At 63.9% G+C, this 15845-nt stretch carries 16 protein-coding genes; 15 read left to right on the forward strand and 1 reads right to left on the reverse strand.

The genetic code is table 11. The annotated features are described in order from the left end of the window. Nucleotides 1-2: 2 nt before the first annotated feature. The 6 genes from L858_RS0101425 (at nt 3) to L858_RS0101450 (ending at nt 6385) form a co-directional block, all read left to right on the forward strand. Entirely contained in the window at nt 3-887 is an 885-nt protein-coding gene (locus L858_RS0101425) for a F0F1 ATP synthase subunit gamma (protein WP_022681362.1), read from the forward strand. Nucleotides 888-911: 24 nt separating this feature from the next. Next, nucleotides 912-2357: a F0F1 ATP synthase subunit beta gene (gene atpD, locus L858_RS0101430; RefSeq protein WP_022681363.1), complete on the forward strand. Its 1446-nt coding sequence runs from the start codon at nt 912-914 to the stop codon at nt 2355-2357. 170 nt (nt 2358-2527) lie between these two features. Continuing rightward, nucleotides 2528-2782, forward strand: a complete 255-nt coding sequence (locus tag L858_RS0101435; RefSeq protein ID WP_022681364.1) for an ATP synthase F1 subunit epsilon — start codon at nt 2528-2530, stop codon at nt 2780-2782. Nucleotides 2783-2978: 196 nt separating this feature from the next. Next, complete coding sequence (locus L858_RS0101440) at nt 2979-4505, forward strand: TadA family conjugal transfer-associated ATPase (RefSeq protein ID WP_022681365.1); 1527 nt, start codon at nt 2979-2981, stop codon at nt 4503-4505. Nucleotides 4506-4601: 96 nt separating this feature from the next. Next, a complete protein-coding gene (locus L858_RS0101445) occupies nt 4602-5423 on the forward strand; it encodes a class I SAM-dependent methyltransferase (RefSeq protein ID WP_022681366.1) in 822 nt (273 codons plus the stop codon). 143 nt (nt 5424-5566) lie between these two features. After that, on the forward strand, nt 5567-6385 hold the full coding sequence (locus L858_RS0101450) for a DMT family transporter (protein WP_037504244.1): 819 nt from the start codon (nt 5567-5569) through the stop codon (nt 6383-6385). On the opposite strand, the gene L858_RS0101455 is transcribed toward L858_RS0101450, so the two are convergent. After that, a complete protein-coding gene (locus L858_RS0101455) occupies nt 6377-6808 on the reverse strand; it encodes an OsmC family protein (protein ID WP_022681368.1) in 432 nt (143 codons plus the stop codon). The genes L858_RS0101450 and L858_RS0101455 overlap by 9 nt on opposite strands. Before the next feature lie 82 nt (nt 6809-6890). Between L858_RS0101455 and L858_RS0101460 the strand changes: the two genes are divergently transcribed. The 9 genes from L858_RS0101460 (at nt 6891) to L858_RS0101500 (ending at nt 15838) form a co-directional block, all read left to right on the forward strand. Then, a complete protein-coding gene (locus tag L858_RS0101460; RefSeq protein ID WP_022681369.1) occupies nt 6891-7256 on the forward strand; it encodes a PRC-barrel domain-containing protein in 366 nt (121 codons plus the stop codon). Between the two features lie 157 nt (nt 7257-7413). Continuing rightward, nucleotides 7414-8082: an RBBP9/YdeN family alpha/beta hydrolase gene (locus tag L858_RS0101465; RefSeq protein ID WP_022681370.1), complete on the forward strand. Its 669-nt coding sequence runs from the start codon at nt 7414-7416 to the stop codon at nt 8080-8082. Nucleotides 8083-8177: 95 nt separating this feature from the next. Next, nucleotides 8178-8369, forward strand: coding sequence for a YezD family protein (locus L858_RS0101470; protein ID WP_022681371.1), 192 nt, complete (start codon nt 8178-8180; stop codon nt 8367-8369). Between the two features lie 173 nt (nt 8370-8542). Further along, complete coding sequence (locus L858_RS0101475; RefSeq protein WP_022681372.1) at nt 8543-11008, forward strand: TonB-dependent receptor; 2466 nt, start codon at nt 8543-8545, stop codon at nt 11006-11008. Nucleotides 11009-11107: 99 nt separating this feature from the next. Beyond that, a complete protein-coding gene (gene panB, locus L858_RS0101480; protein ID WP_022681373.1) occupies nt 11108-11980 on the forward strand; it encodes a 3-methyl-2-oxobutanoate hydroxymethyltransferase in 873 nt (290 codons plus the stop codon). Between the two features lie 75 nt (nt 11981-12055). Then, a complete protein-coding gene (locus L858_RS0101485) occupies nt 12056-12754 on the forward strand; it encodes a tetratricopeptide repeat protein (protein WP_022681374.1) in 699 nt (232 codons plus the stop codon). An 8-nt stretch (nt 12755-12762) separates the two neighbouring features. Beyond that, a complete protein-coding gene (locus L858_RS0101490) occupies nt 12763-14112 on the forward strand; it encodes an outer membrane protein assembly factor BamB family protein (RefSeq protein ID WP_022681375.1) in 1350 nt (449 codons plus the stop codon). 147 nt (nt 14113-14259) lie between these two features. Then, the gene (der, locus tag L858_RS0101495; protein ID WP_022681376.1) at nt 14260-15639 is read left to right on the forward strand and encodes a ribosome biogenesis GTPase Der; all 1380 of its coding nucleotides are present in this window, start codon (nt 14260-14262) and stop codon (nt 15637-15639) included. Then, a complete protein-coding gene (locus tag L858_RS0101500; RefSeq protein ID WP_022681377.1) occupies nt 15626-15838 on the forward strand; it encodes a sulfurtransferase TusA family protein in 213 nt (70 codons plus the stop codon). The genes der and L858_RS0101500 overlap by 14 nt, the downstream gene beginning before the upstream one ends. The last annotated feature ends 7 nt before the right edge of the window (nt 15839-15845 follow it).

Here is a 15845-nt window from a genome sequence, read left to right on the forward strand (position 1 = left end):
CTATGGCTAGCCTCAAGGAACTGAAGCTGCGTATCGGGTCGGTGAAGTCGACCCAGAAGATCACGAAGGCCAAGCAGATGGTCGCTGCCGCGAAACTGCGCAAGGCGCAGGCCGCTGCCGAAGCCGCGCGTCCCTATTCCAGCCGCCTGGAAGCGGTCGTCGCGTCGCTGGCGTCGAAGATCGCTGGCGGTTCTGGGGAAGGTGCCTCCCCGCTGCTGGCGGGCACCGGCAAGGATGACGTCCATCTGCTGGTCGTCGCCAACTCCGACCGTGGTCTTGCCGGCGCGTTCAACGCCAACATCGTCAAGGCTGCCCGCGCCAAGGCCGAAGAGCTGATCCAGGCCGGCAAGACCGTCCGCTTCTACCTCATCGGGCGCAAGGGCCGTCCGGTCATCAACCGCACCTTCCCCGGCATGATCGTCGCGCAGTACGACACGACGGGCGTAAAGGAGCCGGGCTATGACCAGGCCGAAGCGATCGCGCACGAATTGACCGACATGTATCTGAACGGCAAGTTCGACGTCGCGCACCTCTTCTATTCGCGCTTCAAGTCCGCGCTCGCGCAGATCCCGACCGAACAGCAGATCATCCCGGTCAAGATTCCGGCCGATGCCGACCGCGACGCCATTGGCGCGACCGTCGAATATGAACCGAGCGAGGAAGCGATCCTCGACGACCTGCTGCCGCGCAACGTCACGGTGCAGATCTTCAAGGCGCTGCTGGAAAACAACGCGTCCGAACAGGGCGCGTCGATGACGGCCATGGACAATGCGACCCGCAACGCCGGCGACCTCATCAACAAGCTGACCATCCAGTATAACCGCAGCCGCCAGGCCGCGATCACCACCGAACTGGTCGAAATCATCTCGGGCGCCGAAGCCCTCTAAGATCACGCACGCAAGGAAGCAGTCATGGCAACCACCAACAATGTAGGCCGCATCTCGCAGGTCATCGGCGCTGTCGTCGACGTGACCTTCCCCGATGCTCTCCCCGCCATTCTCTCGGCGCTGGAAACCACCAACAACGGCCAGCGGCTGGTGCTGGAAGTCGCTCAGCATCTGGGTGAGAACACCGTCCGCACCATCGCGATGGACTCCACCGACGGTCTGACCCGCGGCCAGGAAGTGACCGACACCGGCGCGCAGATCAGCGTTCCCGTGGGTCCCGCGACGCTCGGCCGCATCCTGAACGTTGTCGGCGAGCCGATCGACGAGCGCGGCCCGGTCGCCACCACCGTTACCGCCCCGATCCACGCCAAGGCTCCCGAGTTCGTCGACCAGTCGACCGACGCGTCGATCCTGGTCACCGGCATCAAGGTCATCGACCTCCTCGCCCCCTACGCGAAGGGCGGCAAGATCGGCCTGTTCGGCGGCGCGGGCGTGGGCAAGACCGTGCTCATTCAGGAGCTGATCAACAACATCGCGAAGGGCCATGGCGGCACCTCCGTCTTCGCGGGCGTCGGTGAGCGTACCCGCGAAGGTAACGACCTTTATCACGAATTCCTCGACGCCGGCGTTATCGCCAAGGATGCCGACGGCAATGCGATCAGCGAAGGCTCCAAGGTGGCGCTGGTTTACGGCCAGATGAACGAGCCCCCGGGCGCCCGCGCGCGCGTGGCCCTGTCGGGCCTCACCATCGCGGAATATTTCCGCGATCAGGAAGGCCAGGACGTGCTGTTCTTCGTAGACAACATCTTCCGCTTCACCCAGGCGGGTGCGGAAGTGTCAGCTCTGCTCGGCCGTATTCCTTCGGCCGTGGGCTATCAGCCGACCCTGTCGACTGACATGGGCGCGCTGCAGGAGCGTATCACCTCGACCAACAAGGGGTCGATCACCTCGGTGCAGGCCGTGTACGTCCCCGCGGACGACTTGACCGACCCGGCGCCTGCGACCTCCTTCGCGCACTTGGACGCCACCACCGTTCTCAACCGCGCCATTTCGGAACTGGGCATCTATCCGGCGGTCGACCCGCTGGACTCGACCAGCCGCGTTCTTGAACCCCGCGTCGTTGGCCAGGAACATTATGAAACCGCCCGCGCGGTTCAGGCGATCCTGCAGAAGTACAAGTCGCTTCAGGACATCATCGCGATCCTCGGCATGGACGAGCTGTCGGAAGAAGATAAGCTGACCGTCGCCCGCGCCCGCAAGATCCAGAAGTTCCTGTCGCAGCCCTTCCACGTCGCCGAAGTCTTCACCGGCATTTCGGGCAAGTTCGTCCAGATCGAAGACACGGTGAAGTCGTTCAAGGCCGTGGTCGAAGGCGAATATGACCATCTGCCCGAAAACGCCTTTTACATGGTTGGCGGCATCGACGAAGCCATCGAAAAGGCGAAGAAGCTGGCTGCCGAAGCGGCGTAAGCTGACATCCTTCTCCCGCCGGGAGAAGGATACGCAGACTTGCCGGCCTGCCGGCTAGTCGGAGTTGGATGAGGGCGTACCAGCCGCTGCCGGTCGCCCTCCCCCTCCCACCGCTTCGCGGCGGCCCCCTCCCTCTCCCATCGGCGGAGAGGGGTTCAGAGGACTAGAGAATGGCACTGCATTTCGAACTCGTGACCCCGGAAAAGCTCATCCGCTCGGAGGAGGTCTATCAGGTGGTCGTTCCCGGCACCGACGGCGACTTCGGCGTGCTGGAGGGTCACGCGCCCTTCATGTCCACCGTTCGCGACGGCGCGATCCAGATTTTCGCGGCGGCCGGTAGCGCGCCCGAAGTGATTCCCGTCCGTGGCGGCTTCGCCGAGGTGAACGAGAAGGGCCTCACCGTTTTGGCGGAGCATGCCGGCTGATCCAGCCGCTCCCTGATCGAGACATCAAGGCCGCGCTCCTCTTCAGGACCGCGGCCTTTCTTATGGCAAGCAGCCGCTCGCCGCGCCCATGTCCAGCGAAGCGGCCCGCTCTCAGCACTTCATTAGCCATTTATCAAAGTTTCCGGCCTATTCACCTTTTCCAGACACAGCTGAACAAGGTCGTCGGCGGAGACATATGAGCGCTTTTGGACGGAAAAACGGACCCGCCGGGATCAAGCCCGGCTTTGGCATCGCCCGGCCGATGCAGGGAGGCGCTCCGCGTGATGAGGCAAGCGGCGGCGACCAGTTCCCGCCGCTCGACATGGCATCCCTGAGTTCCGATGCCCCGGCCGATCCGCTCTCTGCGCCGACCAGCCAGATGCAGCGCAATGCCGACGCGATGCAGCGCCTCTCCGACCGCGCCAATGCCGAACATGCGCCTGATGCCGGGCCGCAGGGCTTCGAAGCGTCGGTCCACAAGATCAAGGAACAGGTGCTCCCCCGCCTGCTGGAGCGTGTCGATCCGGAAGCCGCCGCCACCCTCACCAAGGATGAACTGGCCGAGGAATTTCGGCCGATCATCATGGAAGTGCTGGCGGAACTGAAGCTCACGCTCAACCGCCGTGAACAATTCGCGCTGGAAAAGGTGCTGGTCGACGAGCTGCTCGGCCTAGGCCCGCTGGAGGAACTGCTCGCCGACCCGGACGTCAGCGACATCATGGTGAACGGCCCGGAGCAGACCTATATCGAAAAGAAGGGCAAGCTTCAGATCGCGCCGATCAAGTTCCGCGATGAGGAGCATCTGTTCCAGATCGCCCAGCGCATCGTCAACAAGGTCGGCCGCCGCGTCGACCAGACCACGCCACTCGCCGACGCCCGCCTCCCCGATGGCTCGCGCGTCAACGTCATCGTGCCGCCGCTCTCGCTGCGTGGCACCGCCATCTCGATCCGTAAATTCTCCGCCAAGCCCATCACCATCGACATGCTCGCCCAATGGGGTGCGATGAGTCAGAAGATGGCGACCGCGCTCAAGATCGCAGGCGCGTGCCGCTTCAATATCGTGATCTCGGGCGGCACCGGTTCGGGCAAGACCACGATGCTCAATGCCCTGTCGAAGATGATCGACCCGGGCGAGCGCGTGCTGACGATCGAGGACGCCGCCGAACTCCGCCTGCAGCAGCCGCACTGGCTGCCGCTGGAAACCCGTCCGCCGAACCTGGAAGGGCAGGGCGCGATCACCATCGGTGATCTCGTCAAGAACGCCCTTCGTATGCGCCCGGACCGCATCATCCTGGGCGAAATTCGTGGCGCGGAATGTTTCGACCTGCTCGCCGCGATGAACACCGGCCATGACGGCTCCATGTGCACGCTCCACAGCAACTCGCCTCGCGAGTGCCTTGGCCGTATGGAAAATATGATCCTGATGGGCGACATCAAGATCCCGAAGGAGGCCATTTCCAAGCAGATCGCCGACTCGGTCGATCTCATCGTGCAGGTAAAGCGCCTGCGCGACGGTTCGCGCCGCGTCACCAACGTGACCGAGGTGATCGGCATGGAAGGCGAAGTGATCGTCACGCAGGAACTGTTCAAGTTCGAATATCATGACGAGGACGAGAACGGCCGCATCATCGGCGAATATCGTTCAATGGGTCTTCGCCCCTACACGCTGGAAAAGGCCAAGATGTTCGGCTTCGACCAGCCTTTCCTGGAAGCCTGCCTGTAAGCTTTTGTTGCCGGCCGCTATTTCGGCCGGCCCGGCTTGCATCGCGGGTGCGGGCGCGGCAAACCGGAGCATCTCATTCAAGAGAGAGGAGCTCCGATGATCCGCCTCCCGCGCGCCGGCCTGCTGCTGGCCGGCCTGATACTCCCCCTTACTCCAACCGCTGCGCAACATGGCAGCCATGACGGTCACGCCACGCATCAGACGGTCGAACCGATCGCCGCGGCCGTGGCGGCGTCCAGCCGGACCGCTGCCAACGTCGCACGCGACCAATATCGCCATCCTGCCGAGACGCTCGCCTTCTTTGGTGTCACGCCGGAACAGACGGTGGTGGAGTATGCGCCGGGCGGCGGCTGGTACACGGAAATCCTGGCCCCGCTCCTGCGCGAGAAGGGCACATTCTACGCGCTTCAGCCCGGCGGCCGCGGCTTTGACCGCTACAAGGAATTTCTGGCCGCGAAGCCCCCCGTCTATGACAAGGTCAAGCTGGTCGCCTTCCCCGACCAGACCAGCCTCATTCCTGCGAACAGCGTGGATACGCTGCTGACCTTCCGCAACGTCCATAATATGGTAATGGCGGGCAGCGAGGCCGCGACTTTCAAGGCGTTTTACGATCTGCTGAAGCCTGGTGGTGCGCTCGGCATCGTCGATCACCGCCTGCCCGAAAGCCGCGACAGCGCGCTGGAGAAGAGCAGCGGCTATCTCAAGGTATCGACCATCCGCCGCCTCGCCGAAGCGGCCGGCTTCGAATATGCCGGGTCGTCCGAGATCAACGCCAATGCGAAGGACAGCGCCGATTGGCCCAAGGGCGTATGGACCCTGCCGCCGACGCTCACCAATGGCGAGGTGGACAAGGCGAAATATCTGGCGGTGGGCGAAAGCGACCGGATGACGCTCAAATTCCGCAAGCCGCTGAAATAAGGCAGCCGCATCCCGGTTGCGTCATCGCGCAACCGGTTTAAGGCGGGCGCGTGTCTGCCGATCCCCTCGCCTCCCCATCCCGTCCGCATCACCCCTTGCTCGCCATCGGGCTGCGGCTGATCGCCGTGCTGTGCCTGTCCATCATGTTCGTGACGGTGAGGCTCGCGGACTCCCACGGCGTTCATGTCGTCGAATCGATCTTCTATCGGCAGGCGCTCGCGCTGCCGGTGGTGTTCGCATGGGTCGCGATGACGGGAGGAATGGGCTCGCTCCGGACCCGCAGGATCCGCGCCCACGCCACGCGGATGGTGATCGGCCTCACCGGCATGATATTGAACTTCCTTTCCTACATCCTGCTGCCGCCCGCCGAAGCCGCCACCATCGGTTTCACCATGCCGATCTTCGGTACGATCCTGTCGGCGCTGGTCCTGCGTGAAGCGACCGGCATTCATCGCTGGGGCGCCGTCATCATCGGCTTTCTGGGCGTACTCATCATGATCCGGCCGGATGCGGCGCATTTCCCGCCGATCGGCCTTGCAGTGGCGATCGCCGCCGCATGCGTGACGGCCATCGTCAGTCTGATCCTGCGCGAACTCGGCCGAACGGAAAATAGCGGCGTGATCGTCTTCTGGTTCACGCTCCTATCCCTGCCGCCGCTTGGGACAGCCATGCTTTTCTACGGCCAGTCGCACGACCTCGCCACCTGGGGGCTGCTGCTGCTGATCGGCGTGGTCGGCGGCATCGCGCAGATTTGCCTCACCGCCGCGCTGCGGTGGGGGCCGGTGTCGGTGGTGCTGCCGATGGATTACAGCACGATCATCTGGACGACGCTGCTAGGCTGGGCGATCTGGGGCGACTGGCCGATGAGCACGACGTGGGTCGGCGCCGCGCTCATCACCGCCAGCGGCCTCTATATCGCCTGGCGCGAGCATGTTCGCGCCAGGCGCGGGCCGTCAGCCTAGCAGTTCCGCATCCAGGCTGATGTCCGCCTTCAGCAGCTTGGAGATGGGGCAGTTGGCCTTCGCCTTGGCGGCGAGGTCCTGAAACGTCTCGTCATCGGCGCCCGGAATGGTCGCTTTAAGCGTCAGCTTGCTCGCAGTCACCGCAAAGCCGCCATCCTGCTGCTCCAGCGTGACGACGGCGTTCGTCTCCATCTTCTCGGCGGTGAGTCCCGCCTCTCCCAAAATCATCGACAGCGCCATGGTGAAGCAGGAGGCATGGGCCGCCGCGATCAATTCTTCGGGATTGGTGCCCGGCACCCCCTCGAACCGCGCCGCAAAGCCATAGGGCTGCGCGTCGAGCGCGCCGCTCTGCGTGGAAATCGCGCCCTTGCCGTCTTTCAGGCCACCGCTCCACACTGCCGAACCGCTGCGATTGATCTTCATCTTCGTTCCTCCTGTTCGCGCTAGGAACCCCGCCGCTCCGCCTTGGTTTCCATAATAGAATGATTCTGCGCAGGAGAGTAAGATGGTTGAGCCCGTGACGGAAAATCATGGCGACCTGATCGCGTCCGATCGCGTCGAAGGCACGGCGGTCTACAATCGCGAAGGGGAGAAGCTTGGCCGCATCTCCAACTTCATGGTCGACAAGCGAAGCGGCCAGGTGCGTTATGCCGTGCTGTCGTTCGGCGGGTTCCTGGGCATGGGGCACGACCATTATCCGCTCCCCTGGTCGATGCTGAGCTACGACACCGATCTTGGCGGCTATGTGGTTGATCTCAGCAAGGAAATGCTGGACGATGCGCCACGTCACCTGCCTCATGAACAGCCCGATTATGATGAGGCCTATGGCCGCAACGTGTTCCAATATTATGGCTTGATCTACCCTTGGTAGACGGCGTGAAGAGGTGCGCCCGGCACCCTTCGCCAGGTGATTTTCCTGAACGCCAGATGAATCGGGCTGCCCAAATTGTGACACATTCCGTCGCTCGCCCATTGTCTATCTTTAAAATAGAATTATCTCTGAACTGACATTGGACGAGGATTGCACCATGGACCGATTCGGACATTCAGGGGACGCGCGACAGCCCGTCGTGCTGACGATTCCCGGCCTCAACAATAGCGGGCCCGGCCATTGGCAGACGCTTTGGGAAGAGACACGGGGCGATTGCGCCCGCGTCGATCTGGGCAGCTGGGCCAGCCCCAATCGCAACAGTTGGGTCACTCGCCTCGACGCAGCCATTCGGCAGGTGAATGGGCCGATCATCCTGGCCGCGCACAGCCTGGGCTGCCTGGCCGTCGCCTGGTGGGGCGCGTTGCAAAGCCAGGCCTATGGCTGGCCGGTGACGGGCGCCCTGCTGGTGGCACCCCCCGATTGCGACCGGATGGAAACGCCCGAGACGATCGGCGGCTTTGGCCCCACCCCGCGCGCACAACTACCCTTCCCCTCGATCGTCGTGGCAAGCCGCAACGACCCCTATATCTTCTTTGAACGCGCTCACAGCATCGGGAAGAATTGGGGCAGCAGCTTCATCGACGCAGGCTTTTGCGGCCATATCAACGCCGACTCCGGCCTTGGCGAATGGCGCTTCGGCCAGGCGCTGCTCGAAGGGCTGATCGACAGTGCCCAGGAACAGGCCTCCGCGATGCGGCAGCTGAAACCTGCTATCCCGTTGGCACATCAGGAAAGACGGCTGGCTGCGCTAAGGGTCAGCGGCTGACTATTATGGGGCGTGACAAGAGAAACTTGAGCGCCCCCTATTTTTGCTATTTTGTCTATTAATTGAGTTGAGATAAGGAGGGGCAAGAGGTGCTTATGAGTGAACATCGACCGATTGAAGTGGCCCGAAACGGGCGCGGCGACGGCCAGCGCTACGACATTTCCGCCAGCATCGACAAGGTGCGCGGCGTACTTGAAGACCTGCGTTTCGGCTCCATCACCCTGACCGTGCATGATGCGCGGGTGGTGCAAATCGACGTAACAGAAAAGACTCGCCTGACAGCCTGAACGACGTTTGGGGGGGCGAATACAGGGTTGCAAAAAAAGGCTGCCACCAAGGCAGTTGAATATAGCAGCGGCAGGGGGTGGGCCGCATTTACCATTCCCAGACCTGCGGCTTTGACCGGATCTCCGGAAATGCCGTGATCAACATTCACCGGACATCCGGAAGGGGAATTATTATGATTGCGCGTTTTCTGTGGCTCGCCGGCGTGGCGAGCGCATCCATTGTCGCGTCCAGCGCACATGCGCAGAGCGCGGCTGAGCCGGCCGCTCCCGCTGCGGACGAGGCCCAACAGACCAGCCCTCGCGGCGACGTCATCATCGTCACGGCCCGCCGTCGCGCTGAAACGGCGCAGGAAGTGCCGCTGGCCATCTCCGTCATTCGCGGCGACAGCATAGAGGCAACCGGCAACTTCAACGTCGTGAAGCTTCAGCAGCTCGCCCCGACGCTTCAGGTCTACACGACCAACCCGCGTAACACGTCGGTCAACATTCGTGGCCTCGGCGTGCCGTTCGGCCTCACCAGCGACGGCTTCGAACAGGGTGTCGGCATCTATGTCGATGACGTCTACAACTCCCGCGTCGCCGCCGCGACCTTCGACTTCCTGGACGTCGCCCAGGTCGAGGTTCTGCGCGGCCCGCAGGGCACGCTCTACGGCAAGAACACCACGGCCGGCGCGATCAATATCACGACGAACCAGCCGACCTTCAATTTCGAAGGGCGCGCCGAACTCACCGTCGGCAACCTCAACTACCGGCAGGCGAAGGCGGCCGTGTCCGGCCCGCTGTCGGAAACGGTCGCAGCCCGCATCGCCGTCGCTGCGACCAGCCGTCGCGGCACGCTGTACAATGTCACCACCAACCGCTGGATCAACGAGCAGGACAATCTGGGCCTTCGCGGCCAGCTGCTGTTCCAGCCCAACGACGATGTCAGCATCACCCTGTCGGGCGACTATAGCAAGCAGGACCCGGAATGCTGCGGCACCACCTTCGTTCGCGTGGGCCGGACGCAGCGTCCGCTCAACCGCCAGTATGACGCGCTTGCCGCTGCGCAGAATTATGTCGTGCCCAGCCGCAATCCCTATGACCGCCTGACCGACCTCGACAGCAACCTGAACGCTGGCAACAAGATCGGCGGCGCATCGGCGCGGATCAAGTGGAATGTCGGCCCCGGAACGCTCACCTCGGTCACCGCCTGGCGCTTCTGGGACTGGAAGCCGGAGAATGACCGCGACTTCACCGGCCTGCCGATCGTGTCGAGGTCGCAGAACCCCTCGCAGCAGGACCAGTATAGCCAGGAATTCCGCTATAATTACGAAAGCCAGAAGATCGACTTCGTCGTCGGCCTGTTCGGCTTCAAGCAGCGGATCGACACGCAGGGCACCGAACAGCAGGGCAGCGCAGCTGCTCGCTGGAGCCTTGCGCCCTCGACCTCGCCGACCAACCCCGCCAACATCCCCGCGACGCTGGCCGGCCTGACCGCAAGCAACACGCAATATCTCAAGAGCGAGAGCGCGGCGCTGTTCGGCCAGCTCAGCTGGAAGGTCACGGACTCGCTGACGATCCAGCCAGGCGCGCGCCTCAACTATGACAAGAAGTCTGGCTTCTACCAGCGCGTCGTGACCAATGCGGCGGGTCAGGCAATCAGCTGCACCACGCCGCCGGCCCCCGGCACGATCGCCGGAACGTCTCAGCAGTGCGGCGTTTACCAGCCGCAGATCAGTTCCCCGTCGGACAGCGCGTGGAACTTCACCTATGACTTCAACGTCAACTATAAGATCGCGCCCGACATTCTGGCCTATGCGACCTACGCCAAGAGCTTCAAGACGCTGGGCATCAACCAGAACGGCCTGCCGCTGAACGCCGATAACACGGTGAACTATGACGCCAGCACGGTGAAGCCGGAGTCGGTCAATCACTTTGAAGTCGGCCTGAAGACCCAGTTCTGGAACCGTCGTGCGACGTTCAACCTCACCGCTTTCCGTACGGAGATCAAGGATTTCCAGGCGACGGTGAACGGCGGCCAGTTCGGCACTGTGCGCGGCTATCTTGCCAATGCGGACAAGGTTCGCTCGCAGGGCATCGAGGCAGACTTCAAGGTCGTCGCCAGCGATCGCTTCACGGCCTATGCCAACGGCGCTTATACCGACGCCAAATATGTGAAGTTCGTGGACGCACCCTGCCCGCCTGAACTCTCGGGCGGCACGTTCCAGCCTGCAGGCGCTACGCCTGATTATTCCCAGCCGGGCGTTCCGGGTGCGCTCAGCCCGCGAGCTTGCGACATCTCCGGCTCACGCCTTCCCGGCGTCTCGAAATGGGCCTTCTCCTACGGCGCGGAATATAACATTCCCGTCAATCTGCTGGCGAAGGAAGGGCAGATCTACCTTGGCGTAGACGGCAATTACCGCTCGCACTGGAATTCGAACGCTTCGCCATCGATCTACACGGAAGTGAAGGGCTATGCCCTCACCAACTTCCGCGCCGGCTTCCGTGGCGAAGGGTTGGATATTTTCGGCTGGGTCCGCAATGCCTTCGACGTCAACTATATCGAGAATCTTCAGGTTGCCCCCGGCAACACCGGCCTGATCGCCGGTCAGGTGGGCGACCCGCGCACCTGGGGCGGAACGATCAAATTCTCCTTCTGATCCTGCCGAGGTTCGCCCCGGGAGGGCCGGAGCGCGCATCATGCCGCTCCGGCCCTTCTGGCATTTGCGCGCCTGCGCCCCGTCATGTAGAGCGCACCCATGTCCACGACCTTCACGCTCGACACTTCGACCAGCCGCGCCAATCCGACGCCCGCGCCGATGAAGCGGCTGACGGTGCCCGCCATCCAGCGCCGCAAGTTCGAAGGAAAGACGCAGGAGCCGCTGGTGATGCTGACCGCCTATACGGCGCGGCAGGCGCAGTTGCTCGACCCGCATTGCGACATGCTGCTGGTCGGGGATTCGCTCGGCCAGGTGATCTACGGCCTGCCCTCGACCCTGCCCGTTACGCTCGACATGATGATCGCCCATGGCGCCGCCGTGGTGCGCGGCAGCTATCATAGCGTCGTGCTGGTCGACATGCCCTTCGGCAGCTACGAAGCCTCTCCGCAGCAGGCCTTCGCCAGCGCCAGCCGCGTCATGGCCGAAACGGGCTGCGCGGCCGTCAAGCTGGAGGGCGGCGTGGCGATGGCGGAAACCATCAGCTTCCTAAGCCAGCGCGGCATTCCGGTGATGGCGCATATCGGCCTCACCCCCCAGGCCGTGAATGCGCTGGGCGGCTATGGCGCGCGCGGCAAGAGCCAGGAAGAGCATGCCAAGATCGTCACCGACGCCACCGCCGTCGCGCAAGCCGGCGCCTTCGCCATGGTGATCGAAGGGGTGATGGAGGATATTGCCGTCGCCGTCACCGCCAGCGTGGACATCCCCGTGATCGGCATCGGCGCCTCTGCCCAATGCGACGGGCAAGTCCTGGTGGCGGAGGACATGCTGGGCATGTTCGAGCGCGTGCCCCGCTTCGTGAAGCGCTATGAGAATATCGCCGAAACCATCAGCAAGGCCGCCGCTCAATATGCCGCCGACGTCCGCAACCGCAGCTTCCCCACGGAAGATCAGGTATATCGGCCCAAAAAGTAATTTGCGTAAGGACTTTGCGCCGCTAATGATCCCGGCTTCCGCGTGCCTGCGTAAGACGAATTTCTGGAGACACACTTGGCTCTGACGCCGCAAAACAGCGAAGCTTTCATGCGCGAGGTGGATGAGGCCGTTCGCCAGGATCAGCTGCTGACATTCTGGGAGCGCTTCGGCCGCTGGATCGTCGCGCTGGTGCTGCTGGGCCTCGCGGCCTTCGCCGGCTGGCTCTATTGGCAGCACCATAGCACGACGGCGTCGCAGGCCGTGTCCGAAGACATGGACAAGGTCCTCACCGCCTCGGCCGGTGGCGGCACGCCCGATCCGAAGCAGCTAGAAGCGCTGACCAATGCCAGCCAGCCCGGCTTCCGCGCGTCCGCGCTGCTGGTGAAGGCGGGCGACGCCGCTCGCAAGGGCGACAACGAGGCCGCGATCGCCGCCTATCGGGCCATCGCGAACGATGGCTCGCTCGATCAGCCTTATCGCGATCTGGGGTTGATCCGGCAAACGACGCTGGAATTTGAAAGCCTCAAACCCCAGCAGGTGGTCGACCGGCTGAAGCCGCTCGCGGTGGAGGGTGCGCCCTGGTTCGGCAGCGCCGGCGAACTGGTGGCGATCGCTTATATGAAGATGCGCAAGCCCGATCTTGCCGGACCGCTATTCGCGGCCATGGCGAAGGACAGCAATGTGCCGCAATCAATCCGTTCACGCGCGCGACAGATGGCCGGCCTATTGGATGTTGACGCGGTAGAAACGCCGGCCGAGCCGGCACAGCAGTAATGGGTCGCATGGGGATGCACAGCATGACGAAGTTGGCAGGCGCGCAGCGCGCCGTGACCGTGGCCCTGATGGTCGCGATGCTCGCCGGGTGCGGCATTGTGGGCGGCAAGAAGGGCGGGCCCAAGACGCCCGTCGTAGGCAAGCGCACCTCCATCCTCAGCAATGAGCAGGGCGTGGAGGTCGATCCGACGCTGGCGGACGTGCCCGTCGCGCTGCCGGAACCCTATGCCAACGATCAGTGGTCGCAGCCTGGCGGCAGCCCGGCCAAGACGATGGGCAATCTGGCGCTGAGCGGCTCGCCTTCGCAGGCCTGGTCGACGTCGATCGAAGGCAGCACACCCCGTGCCCGCCTCGCCTCCTCTCCGGTCGTCGCCAATGGCAAGCTCTATGTCATCGACGCGGGCGCCCATGTCGTCGCGTTCGACGCGGCAAGCGGCGCGAAGCTGTGGCAGACCTCGCTTCCTGCCGAGGGCAGCGGCCGCGCCCTGTTCGGCGGCGGCGTCAGCATCGTCGACGACAAACTTTATGCCAGCACCGGTATCGGCGATGTCGCGGCGCTCAACGCTGCGAATGGATCGATCATCTGGAAGAAGCGGCCCGGCGGACCGCTGCGCGGCGCCCCGACCCTCGCCAACGGCCATGTCTATGTGATGGGCCAGGACAATCAGATTTTCGCGCTGAACCAGAGCGATGGCGAGATACAGTGGACCGATAGCGGCACGCTTCAGGTCACCGGGATTTTCGGCGTCGCCGCCCCGGCCGCGGCGCAGGGTACGGTGGTCGCCGGCTACAGTTCGGGCGAACTGACCGCCTATCGTTATGAAAATGGCCGCACACTTTGGGGCGACGCCCTCTCGCGCACCAGCATCTCGACGGCAGTGGCGACGCTGACCGACATCGATGCCAATCCGGTGATCGACCGCGGCCGCGTGTTCGCCATCGGTCAGGGCGGCCGCATGGCCTCCTATGAGTTGGTGAGCGGCCAGCGCCTTTGGGAAATCAACATTGCCGGCATCTCCACCCCATGGGTGGTGGGCGAATGGGTGTTTGCCGTCACGAGCGACGCGAAGCTGCTCTGCGTCGCCCGCGCCACCGGCAAGATCCGCTGGATCAGCCAGCTACGCCGCTGGGAAAAGGAAAAGAAGAAGGACAAGGCGATCCGCTGGACCGGCCCGGTCCTGGCCGGCGGCCGCCTGGTGCTGGTCTCGACGCATGGCGACCTCAACTATGTCGATCCCACGACAGGCCAGATCCAGGCGCAGGTCGACATCGGCCGCTCCATGTCGTTGTCACCGGTGGTCGCGAACAGCACGCTCTACATCCTTGCCGATGACGGGAAGCTGACGGCGTTTCGCTGACACGACCCACGATATAAGCTAAGCGTGCTCCTGCGAAGGCCGGAGCCCAGTTCCACCCTCTGGACTGGGCTCCGGCCTTCGCAGGAGCACTGACATTTTCAGGCCCGGCCTTTGAAACGGGCGTTTTTTAAAGGAAACGGGCTGATCATGCTGCCCATAGTTGCCATTGTCGGCCGTCCCAACGTGGGCAAGTCCACCCTCTTCAACCGTCTCGTCGGCAAGAAGCTGGCGCTGGTGGACGATCAACCCGGTGTCACCCGCGACCGGCGGGAGGGGCAGGCGAACCTGCTCGGGGTCGATTTCACCGTCATCGACACCGCCGGATACGAGGATGAGGATCCGCAGACGCTCCCCGGCCGCATGCGGCTCCAGACGCAGGCAGCGGTGGAGAATGCCGACGTCGCGCTGTTCGTCGTCGACGCCCGCGCCGGCATCACCCCGCTGGACGAGGAAATCGCCCGCTGGCTGCGCGAGGGTGAGGCGCCTGTGGTCCTGATGGCGAACAAGGCTGAAGGGCGGGCCGGCGACGATGGCGTCATGGAGGCGTTCAGCCTTGGCCTCGGCGATCCCGTGCCCTTTTCCGCCGAACATGGTCAGGGGCTGGCCGACCTGTTTCAGGCGCTGCTGCCCTTTATCGACCGCGAGGCTGAGGAAGAGGAGGAGGGCGAACTGTCGGAGGAGGATCTGGAATCCGCCCCGCTGAAGCTCGCCATCGTCGGCCGTCCCAATGCGGGCAAATCGACCCTCATCAATCGGTTGCTGGGCGAAAACCGCCTGCTGACCGGTCCCGAAGCGGGCATCACGCGCGACAGCATCGCCGTGGACTGGCAATGGACCGACCCGCGCGATGAGGATGCCGAACCCCGCCCCGTCCGCCTGATCGACACTGCCGGCATGCGCAAGCGCGCCAAGGTTCAGGACAAGCTGGAAAAGCTTGCCGTTTCTGACGGCCTGAACGCCGTGAACTTCGCCGAAGTCGTCGTGCTGCTGCTCGATTCCACCCGCGGTCTGGAGGCGCAGGACCTGCGCATCGCCGACAAGGTGCTGGAGGAAGGCCGCGCCCTGGTCGTCGCACTCAACAAATGGGACACGGTGGAACACGGCTCGGCGCTCTACCAGGGGATCAAGCAGGCCCTCTCCGACGGCCTCGCCCAGATACGCGGCGTGCCGATCATGACCGTCTCGGGCGCGACTGGCAAAGGGCTGGACGACCTCATCCGCGTCGCCTTCGAAACCCGCACCGCCTGGTCGCAGCGCGTGTCGACCGGCATCCTCAACCGCTGGTTCGAGCGCGCGCTGGAAGCCAATCCCCCACCCGCCCCCGGCGGCAAGCGCATCAAGCTGCGCTACATCACCCAGAACAAGACCCGCCCCCCGACCTTCGTGCTGTTCGGGACGCGGCTGGACGAGCTGCCGGAGAGCTACCGCCGCTATCTCGTCAACGGCATTCGCAAGGAACTGGGCTTCGGCGCCGTGCCGGTTCGCCTGACGCTGCGCAGCGCCAAAAATCCCTATGCCAGCAAGTGAGCCGGTCCATATCGACGCCAGAGGCATGAAGTGCCCCTGGCCCGCACTGCGCGTGGCGCGGGCGATGCGGGCGGCCGATGCCGTGACGATCGAGGCTGACGACCCGGTCGCCCCCAGCGAACTGGCGGCGCTCGCCCGCCAGCAGGGCTGGTCCTTCGTCGCCGACGAAGGACATGTCTTCGCCTTCCGCCGCGGCTAAGATGGTC

Source organism: Sphingobium bisphenolivorans (assembly GCF_000412635.1).
Taxonomy (GTDB): domain Bacteria; phylum Pseudomonadota; class Alphaproteobacteria; order Sphingomonadales; family Sphingomonadaceae; genus Sphingobium; species Sphingobium bisphenolivorans.